Origin of the sequence: Chitinophaga eiseniae (genome assembly GCF_900167135.1) — a bacterium.
Classification (GTDB): Bacteria; Bacteroidota; Bacteroidia; order Chitinophagales; family Chitinophagaceae; genus Chitinophaga; species Chitinophaga eiseniae.
Window position 1 is genome coordinate 570322 of record NZ_FUWZ01000003.1, and the last position, 17389, is coordinate 587710.

At 51.1% G+C, this 17389-nt stretch carries 15 protein-coding genes; 9 read left to right on the forward strand and 6 right to left on the reverse strand.

All coding sequences use genetic code 11. The features are described from left to right. Nucleotides 1–11: 11 nt before the first annotated feature. Both B5D63_RS21280 and B5D63_RS21285 read right to left on the reverse strand, forming a co-directional pair. The gene (locus B5D63_RS21280; protein WP_078670855.1) at nucleotides 12–2225 is read right to left on the reverse strand and encodes a S9 family peptidase; all 2214 of its coding nucleotides are present in this window, start codon (nucleotides 2223–2225) and stop codon (nucleotides 12–14) included. Nucleotides 2226–2342: 117 nt separating this feature from the next. Then, complete coding sequence (locus B5D63_RS21285) at nucleotides 2343–3296, reverse strand: HEAT repeat domain-containing protein (RefSeq protein ID WP_078670856.1); 954 nt, start codon at nucleotides 3294–3296, stop codon at nucleotides 2343–2345. Nucleotides 3297–3457: 161 nt separating this feature from the next. Between B5D63_RS21285 and B5D63_RS21290 the strand changes: the two genes are divergently transcribed. Genes B5D63_RS21290 through B5D63_RS21330 form a run of 9 tightly spaced genes read left to right on the forward strand, consistent with a single transcriptional unit; the run spans nucleotide 3458 to nucleotide 11231 of the window. After that, nucleotides 3458–4723 (forward strand): dihydroorotase, encoded by a 1266-nt coding sequence (locus B5D63_RS21290; RefSeq protein ID WP_078670857.1) that lies wholly within the window; start codon nucleotides 3458–3460, stop codon nucleotides 4721–4723. 6 nt (nucleotides 4724–4729) lie between these two features. Then, a complete protein-coding gene (locus tag B5D63_RS21295) occupies nucleotides 4730–5266 on the forward strand; it encodes a DUF4199 domain-containing protein (protein ID WP_078670858.1) in 537 nt (178 codons plus the stop codon). Between the two features lie 15 nt (nucleotides 5267–5281). Beyond that, nucleotides 5282–6232 (forward strand): glycosyltransferase family 2 protein, encoded by a 951-nt coding sequence (locus B5D63_RS21300; RefSeq protein WP_078670859.1) that lies wholly within the window; start codon nucleotides 5282–5284, stop codon nucleotides 6230–6232. Beyond that, on the forward strand, nucleotides 6232–7368 hold the full coding sequence (locus B5D63_RS21305) for a glycosyltransferase (RefSeq protein WP_078670860.1): 1137 nt from the start codon (nucleotides 6232–6234) through the stop codon (nucleotides 7366–7368). Before B5D63_RS21300 ends, B5D63_RS21305 begins: the two co-directional genes overlap by 1 nt. Before the next feature lie 24 nt (nucleotides 7369–7392). After that, the gene (locus B5D63_RS21310) at nucleotides 7393–8418 is read left to right on the forward strand and encodes a GHMP family kinase ATP-binding protein (protein WP_078670861.1); all 1026 of its coding nucleotides are present in this window, start codon (nucleotides 7393–7395) and stop codon (nucleotides 8416–8418) included. Between the two features lie 17 nt (nucleotides 8419–8435). Further along, entirely contained in the window at nucleotides 8436–9014 is a 579-nt protein-coding gene (locus B5D63_RS21315; protein WP_078670862.1) for a D-sedoheptulose-7-phosphate isomerase, read from the forward strand. After that, a complete protein-coding gene (locus B5D63_RS21320) occupies nucleotides 9011–9709 on the forward strand; it encodes a nucleotidyltransferase family protein (RefSeq protein WP_143313021.1) in 699 nt (232 codons plus the stop codon). Before B5D63_RS21315 ends, B5D63_RS21320 begins: the two co-directional genes overlap by 4 nt. Before the next feature lie 2 nt (nucleotides 9710–9711). Further along, the gene (locus tag B5D63_RS21325; protein WP_078670863.1) at nucleotides 9712–10233 is read left to right on the forward strand and encodes a D-glycero-alpha-D-manno-heptose-1,7-bisphosphate 7-phosphatase; all 522 of its coding nucleotides are present in this window, start codon (nucleotides 9712–9714) and stop codon (nucleotides 10231–10233) included. Nucleotides 10234–10259: 26 nt separating this feature from the next. Then, nucleotides 10260–11231 carry a hypothetical protein gene (locus B5D63_RS21330; RefSeq protein WP_078670864.1) on the forward strand — a complete coding sequence of 324 codons (972 nt, stop codon included), beginning with the start codon at nucleotides 10260–10262 and terminating at the stop codon, nucleotides 11229–11231. A gap of 141 nt (nucleotides 11232–11372) precedes the next feature. On the opposite strand, the gene B5D63_RS21335 is transcribed toward B5D63_RS21330, so the two are convergent. From B5D63_RS21335 to B5D63_RS21350, 4 genes are read right to left on the reverse strand one after another with little or no spacing between them, the layout of a single operon-like run. Next, nucleotides 11373–13904 (reverse strand): DNA gyrase/topoisomerase IV subunit A, encoded by a 2532-nt coding sequence (locus B5D63_RS21335; RefSeq protein ID WP_235021607.1) that lies wholly within the window; start codon nucleotides 13902–13904, stop codon nucleotides 11373–11375. A gap of 18 nt (nucleotides 13905–13922) precedes the next feature. Next, nucleotides 13923–14327 (reverse strand): hypothetical protein, encoded by a 405-nt coding sequence (locus B5D63_RS21340; RefSeq protein WP_078670866.1) that lies wholly within the window; start codon nucleotides 14325–14327, stop codon nucleotides 13923–13925. Then, nucleotides 14324–15220 carry a DUF1835 domain-containing protein gene (locus tag B5D63_RS21345; RefSeq protein WP_078670867.1) on the reverse strand — a complete coding sequence of 299 codons (897 nt, stop codon included), beginning with the start codon at nucleotides 15218–15220 and terminating at the stop codon, nucleotides 14324–14326. The genes B5D63_RS21340 and B5D63_RS21345 overlap by 4 nt, the downstream gene beginning before the upstream one ends. Nucleotides 15221–15230: 10 nt before the next feature. After that, on the reverse strand, nucleotides 15231–17138 hold the full coding sequence (locus tag B5D63_RS21350) for a DNA topoisomerase IV subunit B (RefSeq protein WP_078670868.1): 1908 nt from the start codon (nucleotides 17136–17138) through the stop codon (nucleotides 15231–15233). Nucleotides 17139–17389 lie beyond the last annotated feature (251 nt).

Genomic DNA, 17389 nt, shown 5'->3' on the forward strand with positions numbered 1-17389 from the left:
TCTTAATTTTCTTATTTATCTCTTTGCGCGCTTTGCTGCGCTGCGTCTTTGCGTGCAAGATGCGCGTCAAAATAATCTGTGATCTTCTGCATCAGGTGTACCCTGTCTTTACCAAGCACATTGTGCAGGTGACCGGGATATACAAAGTAATCCACCTGAACACCGTTGTCCACACAGGCCCTGAGGAAGTTGATGGAATGTTGCCATACCACCACGTCATCGTTGGTACCGTGGATCAGCATCAGCTGCCCTTTCAGGTTTTTTGTTTGGGTGAGCAGGTTGGAATTGGCATACCCTTCCGGATTCTGCTGTGGCGTATCCATGTAACGTTCCGTGTACATCACTTCATACATGCTCCAATCAATCACCGGGCCGCCGGCCACGCCGGCCTGAAACACGCCCGGATGACGCAGCATCAGCGATGTGGTCATAAAACCGCCGAAGCTCCAGCCATGTACGCCCATCTTCTGTTGATTTACATAAGGCAGTGATTTCAGGTAAGCCACACCCTGCAACTGATCATTCATTTCCACGGTGCCCAGCCGGCGGAAAGTAGCCTGTTCAAAAGCCATGCCCCTGTTGGCGCTGCCGCGGCCGTCCATCGTGAACACCACGTACCCGCGCTGTGCCATATACTCATACCACAGGTTGCCGCTGTAAGGGAAAGTATTGCGGATCAGCTGCACATTAGGCCCGTTATACAGGTATACGATCACCGGGTACTGACGGGTGCTGTCGAAATCCACCGGCAATATCAGTTTACCATAAAGCGGCGTGCCATCGTCAGCTTTCAGTGTCACCTGCCTGATCTCCGGCCGTTTGAAATTTTTCAGCGGATCTGCCGCCTTCAGGATAGTCTCTGCATACCTGCCGTTCAACCCCGTGATAACGGCCATAGAAGGCACGTCTTTCGAAGTGTAGCTGTCCAGCACATAATCGCCGTTGCTGCTCACCTGTATATCGTGCCAGCCTGCTGCCTGGTCCAGGCGACGCAGCGCGCCGGTCTTCAGGTTTACAGCATAACCATGTTTTTCCATGGGGCTTTCTTTGGCGGCCGTAATGATCACTTCATTGGTGGCATTATGAAAACCCTGTAATTCATTAACTACCCAGTCGCCTTTTGTCAGTTGCTTTTGCAGTTGACCGGCGGTATTGTACAGATACAAGTGCGTATAGCCGTCACGGTCACTCCACCAGATAAACTGATCGGGTTTGCCCGGCACAAAAGTGAGCGGGTGTGACGGATGCACATATTTGGGATCTTTTTCTTCAAAAAGTGTTTTGATCAGTTCTCCTGTAGTGGCGCTGTACTGGTTGAGCGACAAGTGGTTCTGGTCCCTGTTGAGCAGCGCCACGTAAACGGACTGCTGGTCAGGCGCCCAGGTAACACAGGTCAGGTAGTGATCTGCTTCACCGGTTGTTTTCAGGAAGACGGTTTTGCGGGTAGATGGCTGATAGATGCCCAGGGTTACCTCGTGGGATTTACCACCGGCCATGGGATATTTGATGATATTGGCATGTGCGGGCACTACCGACCAGTCGATGACCGGATAATCGTTGACCATACGCTGGTCCATCCGGTAAAAGGCTACCAGGTCGCCCTGTGGGGAGAAAAAGATGCCTCTGTCGATGCCGAATTCCTCACGATGCACACTTTTACCGTTCACAATATTGATGTCTGCATCCTGTGTCACGGGGAGTTCCTGGCCATCGGCGGTACGCAGCAGGAGATTATTTTTTACCGTATAGGCAATGTAACGGCTTTGGGGGTTGACGGTTACGTTTTCAGCATCTTGCGGCAGCGCGCACCATTTGCTGAAAGTGATCGTTCTGTTTTCCACGGTGCCATTATACAGGTCGTTGCCCATGGCAAACCAGGCGTGTGTGTTGTCCAGCCAGTGCAGGGCGGGTAAGGCGCGTAAAGGCCGTTGGGAAAAAAGTTGCTGATTGAGGGTATTCAGTGCCAGCAGGGTATCTGTTTTGGGCAGCGCTCTTCCGCCCAATACGGTGTATTTCACCCATACCTGCTGATTGCCGGCTATCACCGCCCTGGTGTAGGCATTTTCGCCGGGTAACCACTCAAATTGTTTTAGTCTTTCAGGCGCCAGGTCCGCACGGAGCCCATTGGTAGCCTGTGTCATGGTGTACATTTGCTGCTGGGCGCGGGCATTTTGGATGCCGCCGGCCATGCAACCTGCCAAAAGCAGTATCAGTCCTCTTTTCATCCTTACATTTTAAGGTTCCAAATGTAAAGAATTACGAGGTATGCACCACCGTCAGGGAAGCTATGCGGACAAATATCAGGATAAAAGGAGGGGGAAGATGCGGGTTAAACGGGGGTATCAACCTTTATTCATGACGAGGTTGCGTTGTATCCATTCGCGTTCTTCTGGCAGCAGGTACGCTGCTCTTTTCTCGGTGATCCAGGAGAAAGTCTTTTTTACTTCGCTTTTAACAGTACGGAAGCGGAACAGGAACTCCATGCCCAGCATCAGGTCAGTAAAGCCGTTTTTAAATGTTTCCAGTGAAAGCCGGCCGCTGCTGCGTCTTTTAGAGAGCATTTCGGTAATGCGGGTGATGACCGCCTGTATGGCGCTTTCGTCTGCATATTTATAAATTGCCTCCATCGCTTCTGATTTCAGCTGGCCGCGGAGCAGGCAGCGGGCGTAAAACAGCGCTTCTTTCTCTTTTTCAATATCAGCAATGGTAGCAAATGCCAGCCCTTTTACATCCTGGCGCGGGTGTTCCAGCAGGCGTTTGAGCGCTGACAGGCTTTTTTTAGTGGCCACTTTGTGCAACAATAAGACTATATAATATATATCATATTCATTTACAGTCCGTTTTAACAAATTCAGCGCCCATTCTTCCACTTGTGGGTTATTAGTGCCGCGGAGGGCGAAAAGTGCGGAGCGGCGCACATTATTATTGAGCGACAGGGTATTGTTCAGCAGCGGGTCGAGGTTCATGTAACCGGGGATCTGAGGGCCGCGTTCCAGGTCCTGCTGGATAGCGGTGATCATATCCGGTTCCTGTTCCACCCGCAGGCGGTCCAGCATAAACCGGATCACTTCCGGGTCATTGGTGTTCCTGGAGAGCTGAATAATAATAAAGCCGGCGGCTCTTCGTTTTTCCTTATCAGGTTCTGTTGCGATATATTGGTACAGAATCGGCACATACGCGTGGTTGGCCAGCTGTTCGGCCTCGCGGAGCGCCTGCCAGCTGATGGTTTGGGAGTCATTCAACTGTTCCGAGCGGTCGCATATACGTGTGACAAGGTTAATGAGATAATCATTCATCCTGAGTTATTTTGATCTGCTACCCTCTGTTTTCAATTATCATACCAACCTGAACAAAAAGCGGGAAAAGGGCTACGGGAGGGCTTTATCAATTAACAGTTTTATGTTACATTTGCCCCTGTATTTTTGGACAGGTTTTGATACTGAATAGAACGAAAAGCATGCACATACTACTCAAAAACGTAAAGGTTATAGCGCCTTCCTCTCCCTTTCACGGGCAGCAAAAAGACATTTCCATACAGAACGGCATTATCCAACAGGTGGGCGACCACCTGGAAGATGCACGGGCAACGGTGATCTCCGGAGAGAACCTGCACGTGTCTGCAGGCTGGATGGACATTTTCGCCCACTTCTGCGACCCAGGGCTGGAGCACAAGGAAGACCTCTATACCGGCGTAAAAGCTGCGGCTACAGGCGGTTACACTACCGTAATGGTAGTGCCCAACACCCAACCGGCCCTGCACACCAAACCGCAGATCGAGTATGTACTCAGCAAAACCCGCCATGCCGCAGCCACCGTACTGCCTATCGGCGCGGTCACCAAAAACCTGGAAGGTACCGGCCTCGCTGAAATGTATGAAATGCAGCAAAACGGCGCAGTCGCTTTCTCCGACGGCCTCAAACCGTTACAGTCCCCCGGACTGATGCTCAAAGCCCTGCAATACATCAAAGCTTTTGACGGTACGCTGATCCAGCTGCCGGACGATCAGAGCATCTCCTCCCATGGCCTCATGCACGAAGGCATCTACTCCACCCAGCTGGGCATGCCCGGCAAACCGGCGCTGGCAGAAGAACTGATTATTCAGCGTGACCTGGAACTGGCTAAATACACAGACTCCCGCATTCATATCACGGGCGTTAGCACCCGCAAATCCATAGAACTGATCGCCGCCGCCAAAGCAGACGGCATCAAAGTGACCTGCTCTGTCACCCCCTACCACCTGTCGCTCACCGACGGGCAACTGATCAGCTACGATTCCAACCTGAAGGTAAATCCGCCGCTGCGCAGCGCAGATGACGTGAAAGCCATCCAGGATGCCATCGTACACGGCACGGTAGACTGCTTCGCCACCCACCACGTACCCCAGGAATGGGATGCCAAACAAGTAGAGTTCGAATATGCAAAAAACGGCATGATCGGCCTGGAAAGCAGCTTCGGCGTGATCCGCCACTACCTGCCGCAACTGCCGCTGGAGCAACATATCGCGATGCTGACAGAGAAACCGCGTGCCATCTTCAAACAGCCGCAGCCTGAGATCCGGGACGGCGCCGCCGCCAACCTCACCATCTTCGATCCGGCAGCAGCATGGGAATTCACGACAGCCCATATCGCCTCCAGATCAAAAAATTCGGCTTATATTGGCTCCTCACTGAAAGGCAAGGTTATTGCTACGGTGAATGGTCCTATTTTTCACATCAACAAATAAACCTATATGCTGCAATCTTCTAATCCCGGGGTGAAATGGGGTATCATCGCCGGCATTGTTCTTATTTTGTTGAATGTGGGATCATGGATGGCCGGCCATGAAGTATTGTTTTCCTTTCTGAACGGCATCGCCCAAATGATACTGCTGATCGTTTTCGCTATCCTGGCAGGAAAAGAACGAAAGAGACAGGTAGGCCCCTATGTCGGTTTTAAAACCATGATTAAACCGGTGTACACCACTTTTATTATCAGTACACTAATGATAACCGTCTATCAGTTTGTATTATATAAGTATATCGATCCGAATCTCTCCGAAGCATTCAAACAACACACGCTCGCCACAACGGAACGCGTGTTGCGGTCTTTCGGGGCGCCACAGGACCAGCTGGAAAGCCAACTGGACAGCATCAACAGCACTGACTTTTCAGTGAGCTTCTCCAAGTCTTTCCTCGATTACCTGAGAAACGTGATCTTTTATTTTGCCGTATCCGCTATCATTGCGCTGATCCTGCGTAAAAAAGCGCCGGAGCAAAAACATTCATAATACTATTCTATAAAAATGAACATATCCGTAATCGTTCCTTTAAAAAACGAAGAAGAATCACTTCCTGAACTGGCCGCCTGGATCGACCGGGTCATGCAGGAACATCGTTTCACCTACGAAGTGTGGATGGTGGACGATGGCAGCACCGATGGTTCCTGGGAAGTGATCCAGCAACTGGCTATGCAAAACCACTGTATCAAAGGCATCAAATTCCAGCGTAACTATGGTAAGTCCGCCGCCCTCAACGAAGGCTTCAATGCCGCCCAGGGCGATGTGGTGATCACCATGGATGCCGACCTGCAGGACAGCCCGGATGAAATACCGGAACTGTACCGCATGATCGTGGAAGATGGTTATGACCTGGTCAGCGGCTGGAAAAAGAAACGTTACGATAATGCTTTCACCAAAAACCTGCCGTCCAAACTGTACAACTACACCACCACCCGTATGAGTGGTGTGAAGCTGCACGACATGAACTGCGGCCTCAAGTCCTACCGCAGGAAAGTCATCAAGTCCATCGAAGTGTACGGCGAAATGCACCGCTATATCCCGGTGATCGCCAAATGGAACGGCTTCCGCAACATCGGCGAAAAAGTGGTGGAACACCGCGCCCGTAAATACGGCGTCAGCAAGTTCGGGCTGGAACGTTTTATCAACGGCTTCCTCGACCTGGCCTCCATCATGTTTATCGGCAAATTCGGCAAACGCCCCATGCACCTCTTCGGCGCATTAGGCACCCTGTTCTTTTTCTTCGGTTTTGTGATTGCCTTCTACCTCACCTTCGCTAAATTCTTTTACGATAAATATAACATGACGGACAGGCCGGTGTTCTACCTCGCCCTGCTCTTTATGATTATCGGTTCCCAGCTGTTCCTCACCGGATTTATCGGCGAACTGGTCACCCGTAATGCTCCCGAAAGAAACAGTTACCTCGTGGAGGCAAGAATGGACAAATCAATCAACTAATGGCGCAAACTAAAAAGAAAATACTCCTGCTCGGCACAGCCTATCCCTTCCGGGGTGGGCTGGCTGCTTATAATGAAAGACTGGCGGAAGAGCTGCAGCTGACAGACGACGTGGAAATATTCACTTTCACCGTGCAATATCCCGGCTTCCTGTTTCCCGGCAAAAGCCAGTATTCCACCGACCCGCCGCCGCAGCACCTGCGGATAAAACGGCTCATCAATTCCGTGAACCCCCTCAACTGGCTGATCGTTGGGCGCAAGATCCGGAAAATGAAACCCGATATTATCATCTCCAAATACTGGTTGCCCGTCATGGGACCCTCGCTCGGCACCCTGCTCCGGCTGGGCAAATGCCGCAATACCAAGGTGATTGCCGTACTGGACAACGTGGTGCCGCATGAAAAACGCCCCGGCGACGTGGCCTTTACCAAATATTTCCTGAAGCCGGTAGATGCTTTCATCGCCATGAGCCAGTCCGTACTCGATGACCTGCGTGTATTTGAGCCCACCAAAAAGGCTTCGCTCATCCCCCACCCGATCTACGACAACTACGGCACGCCCATCTCCAAAGCGGAAGCACGCCAACGGCTGCAGCTGCAGCCCGGCAAACGCTACATCCTTTTCTTCGGCTTTATCCGCCAGTATAAGGGCCTCGACCTGCTGCTGAAAGCGATGGCCGACGAACGCATGAAAAAGCTGGACGTCCACGCGATCGTGGCCGGCGAGTATTATGAAGACGCCGCTCCTTACCAGCAACTGCTGCAGGAGCTGCAACTGGGCGACCGCGTACTGATGCATACCGACTTTATCCCCACAGACGCCGTAAAAAATTATTTCTGTGCCGCCGATCTGGTGGTACAGCCCTATAAAAGCGCCACCCAGAGCGGCATCTCCCAGATCGCCTACCATTTCGAAAAACCGATGGTGGTGACCCGCGTAGGCGGCCTCGTGGAAATGGTGCCCGACGGCGTAGTAGGCTTCCAGTGCGATCCGGAACCTGCTTCCATCGCCGCCGCCATCGAAAAATATTTCACGGACAACCGCGAGGCAGACATGGTGGCGGCCCTGCAACAGGAAAAACTACAATATTCCTGGTCACGCCTCGCCCGGGAAATTCATACTTTAGCAGAAAGCTGATCATCCGCCTAAAAATTTAAACCATTGATCTACAGAAGTAAAGCACCATTACGTATAGGCCTGGCCGGTGGCGGCACCGATGTAAGCCCGTATTCCGACCTGTATGGCGGCGCCATTCTCAACGCCACCATCTCGTTGTATGCCCGCGCTTCCATAGAACCACTGTCCGACGGAAAAATTGTTTTTGAATCTGCCGACAGAAGAGAACAACTCAGCTATGACGCCGTATACCCGCTACCGTTAGATGGCAAACTGGATATCCTCAAAGGCGTTATCAACCGGATACATAAAGACTATGGCGGCCTGCCTTCCTGCGGCTTCCGCCTCACCACATACGTGGACGCGCCTCCGGGCTCCGGCCTCGGCACTTCCTCCACCCTCGTGGTAGCCGTACTCGGCGCCTTCGCCGAATGGCTCAAACTACCGCTGGGGGAATATGACATGGCACACCTCGCCTACTCTATCGAACGGGAAGACCTGCAACAGGCCGGCGGCAAACAGGACCAGTACGCAGCCACCTTCGGCGGCGTTAACTTCATGGAGTTCTACGGCGGCGATAAAGTCATCGTGAACCCACTGCGTATCAAGGAAGTACATCTGCATGAACTGGAAAACAACCTCGTGCTGTTTTACACCTCCACCAGCAGACTGTCTTCTACCATCATCTCCGAACAACAGAAAAATGTGACCGACAAAAAGGACGACTCCATCGCCGCCATGCACCACCTGAAGGAACAGGCCGTGATGATGAAAGAAGCCCTGCTGCGCGGTACCATCGATAAAATAGGGGACATCCTCGATTATGGTTTCGAGTACAAAAAACAGATGGCGAAAGGTATCACCAACCCACAGCTCGACGAGATTTACGAAGCGGCCCGCAAAGCAGGCGCCAGCGGCGGTAAAATCTCCGGCGCAGGCGGTGGCGGCTTCATGATCTTCTACTGCCCTAAAAACACCCGTTTTAAGGTAGTAGACGCACTCAGCAGCTTTGGCGGTGATGTTAAACGTTATACCTTCACCCATCATGGTATTCAAACCTGGAGTATCTGACCTTAAAACATTCCGATATGAAAACGAAAATCGCCCAGACCATCCGTGAAAGCATCGCTGTGAAAGAGGCTATCTGTCAGGATGAACGGCTGTTGCATACCATACAGCAAGTAGCGGAAACAATCGGCCTCAGCCTGAAGCAGGGCCATAAAATACTGTTCTGTGGCAACGGCGGCAGCGCAGCCGACGCGCAGCACCTCGCCGCAGAATTCTCCGGCCGCTTCTATAAAGACCGTGAACCACTCTATGCAGAAGCCCTGCACTGCAATACCTCCTACATGACCGCCGTAGGCAACGACTATGGCTACGAGCACGTATACGCCCGCATGTTGCGTGGCATGGGACAATCCGGTGATGTGCTGGTAGCCCTCTCCACCTCCGGCAACTCCGCCAATATCCTCGAAGCCATGAAAGTGGCCCGGGAAAAAGGTATGATCATCGTGGGACTGACAGGCGCCACCGGCGGCAAAATGAAAGATGCATGCGACTACCTGGTCAATATTCCTTCCACGGATACGCCCCGTATCCAGGAAGCCCATATCACGGTAGGACATATCATCTGCGAAATCGTGGAAAACAACCTCTTTGGCGAATGAGTATGGAATGTATCGTACTGGCCGGAGGCCTGGGCACACGCCTGCGCAGCGCTGTAGCAGACAAGCCCAAATGCATGGCGCCCATCGGCGACAAACCTTTTCTCTATTTCCTGTTGCAATACCTGCACCAGCAAGGCATCCGTCATGTGGTGCTGTCACTCGGCTACCTGTCTGAACAGGTGATCGCCTGGTGCCGGCAAACACCACTGCCGTTACGGGTGTCTTTCAGCGTGGAACAGGAACCCCTCGGCACCGGCGGCGGCATCCTGCACGCCCTCCCCCTGCTGGAAGGCGATCAGCTGTTCATCGTCAACGGCGACACTTTCTTCGACGTAGACCTGCTGCAGATGGTGCAGTTCAACCGCAACGCTCCCTGCCCCGTAACACTGGCGCTGAAACCCATGCTGCAATTCGACCGCTATGGCAGCATCGAACTGGGCACAGCCAATAAAATAACCGCTTTCCGGGAAAAACAATATTGCGACAACGGCCTGATCAACGGCGGCATCTACCTCACCAGCGCCACCTTCCTCCAAAGCCTGTCCCTCCCGGTGAAATTCTCTTTCGAACAATCCGTACTGGAACCACAGGCCGCACAGGGTAACCTCAACGGCTATATCAGCGATACCTATTTCATCGATATCGGTATCCCGGAAGACTATAACAAGGCCATCGCTCATTTTTCCAAAATATAAATATGTATCTCTTTCTTGACCGGGACGGTGTTATCAACGATGAAATTAAAGACGGGTATGTGCTCCACCCCGGTATGTTCCGCTTCAGCGAAGGAGTGCTCGAAGCCATGCCCCTGCTGGCACAGCGCTTCGAACGCATCTTTGTGGTGACCAACCAGCGCTGCATCGGACGCGGGCTCCTCACCGTGGAAGGCTTACAGGAAATTCACACGCAGATGCTGGATACGATCCAACAAGCCGGCGGCCGTATCGACAAAATCTATTTCTGCCCCGACGTGGAAAGCAACAGCCCATGCCGCAAACCCAACGCCGGTATGGCGCTCCGGGCAAAAAACGATTTTCCGGAAATTGATTTCAGTAAAGCCATCATGGCAGGTAATACGCTGAGCGATATGCAGTTTGGCCGTAATGCCGGAATGCAGACCGTATTCATCGCTACCACCCTGCCAGACACACCTTTCCCCCACCCGCTGATCGATAAAAAATATCCCGGACTACTTCGGTTTGCACAAGACGTACAATAATTTAAAGCCTGAACCGTATTATAGATATGATAAAAAAAATAATACTGTCACTGCTATTCCTCGTACCTGCCGCTGGCACATGGGCGCAAAAACCTGACGCCGCCGGCTACGCACGCCTGCGGAAAGATCAGGACACCCTGCAGCAGCTCAGCCGGGAAATCTTCGCCGGGAAAGGCGATGCCGGCAGGGAAGCCGCCACAGAACAGTTTATCCCCGCGCTGGTACGCGCCCTCAAAACGCCGTATTCTTTCCGGTTTCCGTTCGACTCCCTGCATACCGTTTCTATACAATACCCGCAAGACAGCAGCTTCCGTATCTTCAGCTGGGCGCTGGAAAGAGAAACCGGCTTTTACCGCCACTACGGCGCTATCCAGATGAATACACCGGACGGCCAACTGAAACTGTTCCCGCTGTTTGATGTATCCGACTACATCACCAACACCGATACCATCGCCGGTAATAAAGCCTGGTACGGCTGTTTGTATTACAACATCGTGCAACGCCATTACTTCAACCAGGAATACTATACCCTCTTCGGCTGGGATGCCAATAATCCCCGCAGCCAGAAGAAAATCGTGGATATGCTTACCTTTAAAAACGGTACCCCGGTTTTTGGCGGCGCTTTCTTCAGCTATGCAGAAGACTCCGTGCCCAAACCCACGCGAAACCGTTTTATCATGGAGTACAAAAAAGAAAGTACTGCTACGCTCAACTACAACAAGGAACTGGATATGATCGTGTTCGATCACCTGGTGTCCGAAACCAGCGAGCCGGCAAAAAAATATACCTATGTGTCCGACATGGACTATGAAGGGTTTAAATGGAAAGGCGGCAAATGGATGCACGTCAATAAAGTATTCCATGACGCTATTCCGCTGGGCAAAGGCGCTCCCGTACCACAGCCGCTGGACCAGAAAAAGAAAAGCATGACCAACCCGCGGTCGGTCGAGGATTTTGAAGCAGAAAGTACCAACAAACAAGGCAAAAAGAAACAATAAAAATGCAGGGATTTTTTGATTTACGATTTTTTAATTTCATAAGATGATAAAAGCGAAGACCAAAGCGAGTAAATTAAATCGCTTTGGTCTTCGCTCTTTTGTTCGTAAAATCAAAAAATCGTAACTCAAAAAATCTCAAAATCAGAACAGCTCTCCCTGGACCTGCGTATCGTCATTAGGGTCCGGATCTTCATCCTCAGACAATAACTCCGCACTGATCAGGTCATCTCCGGCAATACGTGTACCCACTGTTCTCCAGCCGGTTACTTCCACAAATTCGGAGAGGTCGATCTCTTCTTCTTCAGGGCTGCGTTTTTTACCTGTTTTCAGTAACACCACCGGTTGGGTATGGGTGGTCACCATTTCCAGATAGTTGCCGCTGCCTTCTTTGATGAAGAGGAACTTGTTGTTCAGCGTCTGTGTTTCGATACGGAAACGTTTTACGTTGAACTGTTTTTTATCTGCGTCGAAATAGATTGCCGTTACAATTTTTTCCGGGTTGAACTTCTCGATATAAACTACATCGTTGGATTCATAGCGGTTGGTCAGCTCGTAGTTGGTCAGCTCGTACGTACCGTTCTTGAACGCCACGAAGATCTTGTCTTCTCCTTCAAAGCTGCCGATGTACACACCTCTTTCTTCCGTGTTCAGGCGGCCTGTTTCGGAATCGTACCAGATTTTCTGGCCGGCGAGGGTGGATACGCCTTTTTCTTTGAATTTCACACCGCGGATCGGGTACTTCGTTACCTGGTTGCCCATGGAGATACGGCCTTTAATGGCGATGGTTTCAAAGAACAGGTCAAACTCCTTGTTACGTGCGGAGCAGTTGGGGCTCAGCTTGATGGTCACCACTTCCGCTTCTCCGTTGGGGTTGGCAGAGAAATAGTGCACTTTGGAGTTTTTCTCCCCTTTATGTGCCAGGTCATATTCCTTATCGCGGGTAACGCCGGTTACGTTGAAGCGTTTGGCGTAGCTTACGCCGGTTTTACCTTCCACATAGATCATGTTGTAGGTAGTACGCTCATCGTTTTTACGGAACACGTCCACATGGATAATGTCTTTGCCTACAAAGGTTTTATCGGCTACTTTGGTCACCAGCATCTTACCGTCCCGACGGAATACGATGATATTGTCGAGGTCGGAGCAGTCGGCCACAAACTCATCTTTCTTCAGAGAGGTGCCGATGAAGCCGTCTGCACGGTTTACATATATCTTGGTATTGGCGATAGCCACCTGTTGTACCTGGATGGTATCAAAGGTTTTGATTTCCGTTTTACGTTCACGGCCTTTACCGTATTTTTTCTGCAATCCTTCGTAGTACGCCACTGCGTAGTCTACCAGGTTTTGCAGGTCATTTTTCACCTGTTTAATATCGGCTTCCAGTCCCTTGATCTGTTCATTCAGCTCATTGATATCGAGGCGATAGATACGGCGTACAGGCTTCTCCGTGAGTTTCACAATATCCTCGCGGGTAATGTCGCGTTTCAGTTGTTTCTTGTACGGGGTAAAGCCTTTATCGATGGCCGCCAGCACTGTTTCCCAGTCTTTGTGCTTCTGTTCCAGTTCCTTGTAGATCCCTTTCTCGAAGAAGATTTTTTCAAGGGAGGTGTAGTGCCATTTGTCCTGTAATTCCGCCAGTTTGATTTCCAGTTCCTGTCTCAGCAGCTCCTTGGTAAAATCGGCGGATGCTCTCAGCAGCTCAGAGGCTGTCAGGAACTGTGGTTTATCATTCACGATCACGCAGGCGTTGGGCGAAATGGAAATTTCGCAGTCCGTGAACGCGTACAACGCGTCGATAGTGATGTCCGGAGAGATGCCGGGTGCCAGCTGCACTTCAATTTCCACTTCTGCAGCGGTATTGTCCACCACTTTACGGATCTTGATTTTACCGCTGTCATTTGCTTTTACGATAGACTCCATCACCTGGGTGGTGGTAACGCCATAAGGCACGTCTTTGATCAGCAGCGTCTTCTTGTCTTTTTCTTCGATATGGGCGCGCACTCTTACTTTGCCGCCGCGTTTACCGTCGTTGTAAGCGGCTACGTCCACCATACCGCCGGTAGCGAAATCCGGGAACAGCTCAAACTTTTTCCCTTTGAGATATTTGATGGAAGCGTCTATCAGCTCGTTGAAGTTGTGGGGTAATATTTTGGTAGACAATCCCACCGCAATACCTTCCGCTCCCTGTGCCAGCAGCAGCGGGAACTTCATGGGCAGCGACAGCGGTTCGTTTTTACGGCCATCGTAGCTCAACTGCCAGGTTGTGGTTTTGGGATTAAAGGCCACGTCCAGTGCAAATTTGGAGAGGCGGGCCTCGATGTACCTGGCGGCCGCCGCATCGTCGCCGGTGCGCACATCGCCCCAGTTACCCTGCGTTTCTATGAGGAGGTCCTTCTGGCCGAGGTTAACGATAGCGTCGCTGATGGAAGCATCGCCATGCGGATGGTACTGCATGGTTTGCCCGATCACATTGGCCACTTTGTTAAAACGGCCGTCATCCATTTCTTTCATGGCGTGGAGGATACGACGCTGAACGGGTTTCAGCCCGTCTTCCACGCTGGGTACGGCGCGCTCCAGGATTACATAGGATGCATAGTCCAGAAACCAGCTCTCATACATACCTCCCACGTGGGTGATATTATGCAGCGATTCGTCTGATGTTATATTTTCCATATCCATGTATAAATACTCTTACTGTTTTTCGATAATCATTTTTTCAAGGTCTGTTCTCCAGACACGTACGCTGTCTTTCTGCACATCGGCCATGGAGTTCAGTTCTATAAAGCAACAATCTGTTTCGGCGATCAGCTGGTGCCACAGGTTGATGGGCACTTCCACCCGCGCCGGCGCGGTTACTTCCGTAGTACAGATTTCATTACCTCCTACCGGACACCAGTGTATCAGCGCTTTACCGGTAAGCAGGAACATGATCTCCGGGTTTTTATTGTCGCTGATACCGGTATGGTAATGCTGACCGCTGCTGCTGCCGGCGTGCCGGTAGCACAGCATAAACTCCCCGGTCCGGGTACAGTCCCAGAGATAGTTGCTTCCCCGGTCGTCTTCTCCTGCCAGCGACAGGGTTGTTACTTTTATCATTCCGTTACAGGATTTTCGGTGTTCGTTTCTCCCGGCAGCTTCACTTCAAAGTCACGGATGGTTTTCAGATCGCCTTTGCTTTCCACTTTACCTTCTTTCACCAGTTCTTTCAGCCGCCATCCGAGAAACAGGTCCAGCACCGGGTATTTCAGCTTGCCGGTCACCTGTTGCACCACACGCCATGCCTTTACAAACTCCTTACCGGTTTGTGCCAGCAGTTCCTTGTCATAAAACAGGGTGGGCTCTCCTTTGATTTTTTTACCGCCTTCGAGCATCCGTATACCGGCGTTCTCGTTCATGAGGCGGTGCCATTCATCTCCGTCCAGTTCAAACTCCGCGAGGGAGATGGCCCTGGCCAGTTTCTTCGCCTTCAGGAATTCTTTGGGCAGTATCTGGTGCAGATGGGTAGGATAAAAAACAGCGCCTTTTTCATTCAGGAAAGGGAGGTTGTTCAGGTAGATGATATGAATGCGGCCTGCAAAATCATACAGCTGGCTTACCAGCCAATAGTAGCCGCATACGTCACGGGCGTTCTGACCGGCCCATATCCATACTTCCAGTTCCGGATCTTCTTTCAGACTTGTTTTCAGGGTTTTCAGCGTGTCCGCATCGCCCGACGCCTCTTCCACGGCCGGAGCGGTGGCGGTTTCGGTGGCGGGTGTTTCCGGCAGTAATTCCGGTTGCAGCTGCGGCTGCGATGAGGTGGCGCTGATCTGCTGCCACCACTGACGGCGGTTGGCCTGCCCTTCTTTGGTATCGAGGATAAACAACGGGCCAACAGACAGGTCGTCGTCGAAACAAAGCAGTTCGCCCTGCATTTTTTCGTCCATGCTGATGGCTTCGGTCATGACCGGTATTGCAGCCTCGCCAAACACGATGTGTAAAAGCCCCATCTTCGTTTATTTAAATTTCTTCTTCAATCAGGTCTTTTTCGTACCGCAGGTTGTTGATGATGAACTCCTGTCTGGTCTGGGTATTTTTACCCATATAATATTCCAGCAGTTTCTGGATATGAATGTCTTTAGACAGGATGATCGGCTCAATACGGATGTCATCACCAATAAAGCGGCCGAATTCTTCCGGGGAGATCTCACCCAATCCTTTAAAGCGGGTGATTTCCGGTTTGTTGCCCAGCTTCTTCACTGCTTTCTGTTTTTCTTCTTCCGTATAACAATAGATGGTCTGCTGTTTGTTACGTACGCGGAACAGCGGCGTTTCCAGGATATATACGTGCCCGTTTTTCACCAGGTCAGGGAAAAACTGCAGGAAGAAAGTCAGCAGCAGCAGGCGGATGTGCATACCGTCCACGTCGGCATCGGTGGCCACCACAATATTGTTGTAGCGCAACCCTTCCAGCCCTTCTTCGATATTGAGTGCATGCTGGAGGAGGTTAAATTCCTCGTTTTCATACACGATCTTTTTAGTGAGGCCGAAGCTGTTCAGTGGCTTACCACGCAGACTAAACACTGCTTGTGTTTCCACGTTGCGGGACTTGGTGATGGAGCCGCTGGCAGAATCACCTTCCGTGATGAAGATGGTTGTTTCCAGCCGTTTGGCTTCCAGTTCGGCTTTCTCTTTGCCGGTAAACTCTTCGTTGAGGTGAATGCGGCAGTCGCGCAGCTTGCGGTTATGCAGGTTGGCTTTTTTGGCCCTTTCGTTGGCCAGCTTTTTAATCCCCGCCAGCTCTTTTCTTTCGCGTTCGCTCTGTTCGATACGTTTCTTCATCGCATCGGCTATGGCCGGGTTACGGTGCAGGAAATCGTCGAGGTGTTTGGAGAGGAAGTCCAGCACGAATGCTTTTACTGAGGGGCCGCCTTCGAACACCACCTGGGACCCCAGTTTGGTTTTGGTCTGGGATTCGAACACCGGTTCCTGTACCCGCACGGAGATGGCCGCGCAGATAGAGGAGCGGATATCAGTAGCTTCGTAATCTTTTTTGTAGAAGTCACGGACTGTTTTCACGAAGGCCTCACGGAAAGCCGCCAGGTGTGTACCGCCCTGGGTGGTATGCTGACCGTTCACGAAAGAGTAGTATTCCTCACCGTATTGGTTTTCGTGGGTGATGGCCACTTCTATGTCCTCTCCTTTCAGGTGGATGATGGGATAGCGCAGGTCTTCCTCATTGGTTTTACGCTGCAGCAGGTCCAGCAGACCGTTCTTCGAGAGGTATTTTTTACCGTTGAAATTCACTGTCAGACCGGCATTCAGGAAGCAGTAGTTCCAGATCTGGTTTTCGAGGAATTCTGGGATGTAACGATAGTTTTTGAAGACGGTATCATCCGGTGTGAAGGTCACGAGGGTACCGTTCGGTTCGGAGGTAGCGGTTTCTTTGTGTTCTTTCACCAGTACGCCGCGTTCAAACTCTGCCACTTTCATGCGGCCATCACGCACTGACTGTACGCGGAAATAACTGGAAAGGGCGTTCACTGCTTTGGTACCCACCCCGTTGAGGCCGACTGATTTCTGGAAGGCCTTGCTGTCGTATTTGGCGCCGGTATTGATCTTGCTCACTACATCTACTACCTTGCCCAGTGGAATACCACGACCAAAGTCGCGCACCGTTACACTGTGCTCGGTTACTTTCAGGTCTACCTGCTTTCCAAATCCCATGGTATGTTCATCGATGCAGTTGTCGGCCACCTCCTTGAGCAGGATGTAGATACCGTCGTCCATGCTGGAACCGTCGCCCAGCTTACCAATGTACATACCGGGACGGAGGCGGATGTGCTCCCGCCAGTCCAGTGACCGTATGGAGTCTTCCGTATAGGAAGCAAATAGATCTTTGTTATCCGTCTTATCCGTGTTTGCCATATTATATTAAAGTTTCCTAAATATTTATTTTCTTAGGGTTTAAAATGCTGCTGCAAGGATACTAAATCTTTTAGCAAAATCCGATTGCTGGCAAAAATAAAGGATTCATTGAATCATCCCAAGTATTAGTTATACACTATGTATGGAGCATTAATCATCAATTAGTTATAAATGTATTGATCCTGTTAAAATTTTTAAAAGGGGATACTGGGGCGTCAACCTTTTTCTTTTTTTTCTGTGGAATTCCACAA

Excerpts from the sequence above, each read along its gene's own strand:
- B5D63_RS21285 (WP_078670856.1), bottom strand. The coding sequence starts at position 3,296 with ATGAATGATTATCTCATTAACCTTGTCACACGTATATGCGACCGCTCG.
- B5D63_RS21295 (WP_078670858.1), top strand. The coding sequence starts at position 4,730 with ATGCTGCAATCTTCTAATCCCGGGGTGAAATGGGGTATCATCGCCGGC.
- B5D63_RS21305 (WP_078670860.1), top strand. The coding sequence starts at position 6,232 with ATGGCGCAAACTAAAAAGAAAATACTCCTGCTCGGCACAGCCTATCCC.
- B5D63_RS21340 (WP_078670866.1), bottom strand. The coding sequence starts at position 14,327 with ATGATAAAAGTAACAACCCTGTCGCTGGCAGGAGAAGACGACCGGGGA.
- B5D63_RS21345 (WP_078670867.1), bottom strand. The coding sequence starts at position 15,220 with ATGGGGCTTTTACACATCGTGTTTGGCGAGGCTGCAATACCGGTCATG.
- B5D63_RS21320 (WP_143313021.1), top strand. The coding sequence starts at position 9,011 with ATGAGTATGGAATGTATCGTACTGGCCGGAGGCCTGGGCACACGCCTG.
- B5D63_RS21350 (WP_078670868.1), bottom strand. The coding sequence starts at position 17,138 with ATGGCAAACACGGATAAGACGGATAACAAAGATCTATTTGCTTCCTAT.
- B5D63_RS21300 (WP_078670859.1), top strand. The coding sequence starts at position 5,282 with ATGAACATATCCGTAATCGTTCCTTTAAAAAACGAAGAAGAATCACTT.
- B5D63_RS21290 (WP_078670857.1), top strand. The coding sequence starts at position 3,458 with ATGCACATACTACTCAAAAACGTAAAGGTTATAGCGCCTTCCTCTCCC.
- B5D63_RS21325 (WP_078670863.1), top strand. The coding sequence starts at position 9,712 with ATGTATCTCTTTCTTGACCGGGACGGTGTTATCAACGATGAAATTAAA.
- B5D63_RS21330 (WP_078670864.1), top strand. The coding sequence starts at position 10,260 with ATGATAAAAAAAATAATACTGTCACTGCTATTCCTCGTACCTGCCGCT.
- B5D63_RS21315 (WP_078670862.1), top strand. The coding sequence starts at position 8,436 with ATGAAAACGAAAATCGCCCAGACCATCCGTGAAAGCATCGCTGTGAAA.
- B5D63_RS21280 (WP_078670855.1), bottom strand. The coding sequence starts at position 2,225 with ATGAAAAGAGGACTGATACTGCTTTTGGCAGGTTGCATGGCCGGCGGC.
- B5D63_RS21335 (WP_235021607.1), bottom strand. The coding sequence starts at position 13,904 with ATGGAAAATATAACATCAGACGAATCGCTGCATAATATCACCCACGTG.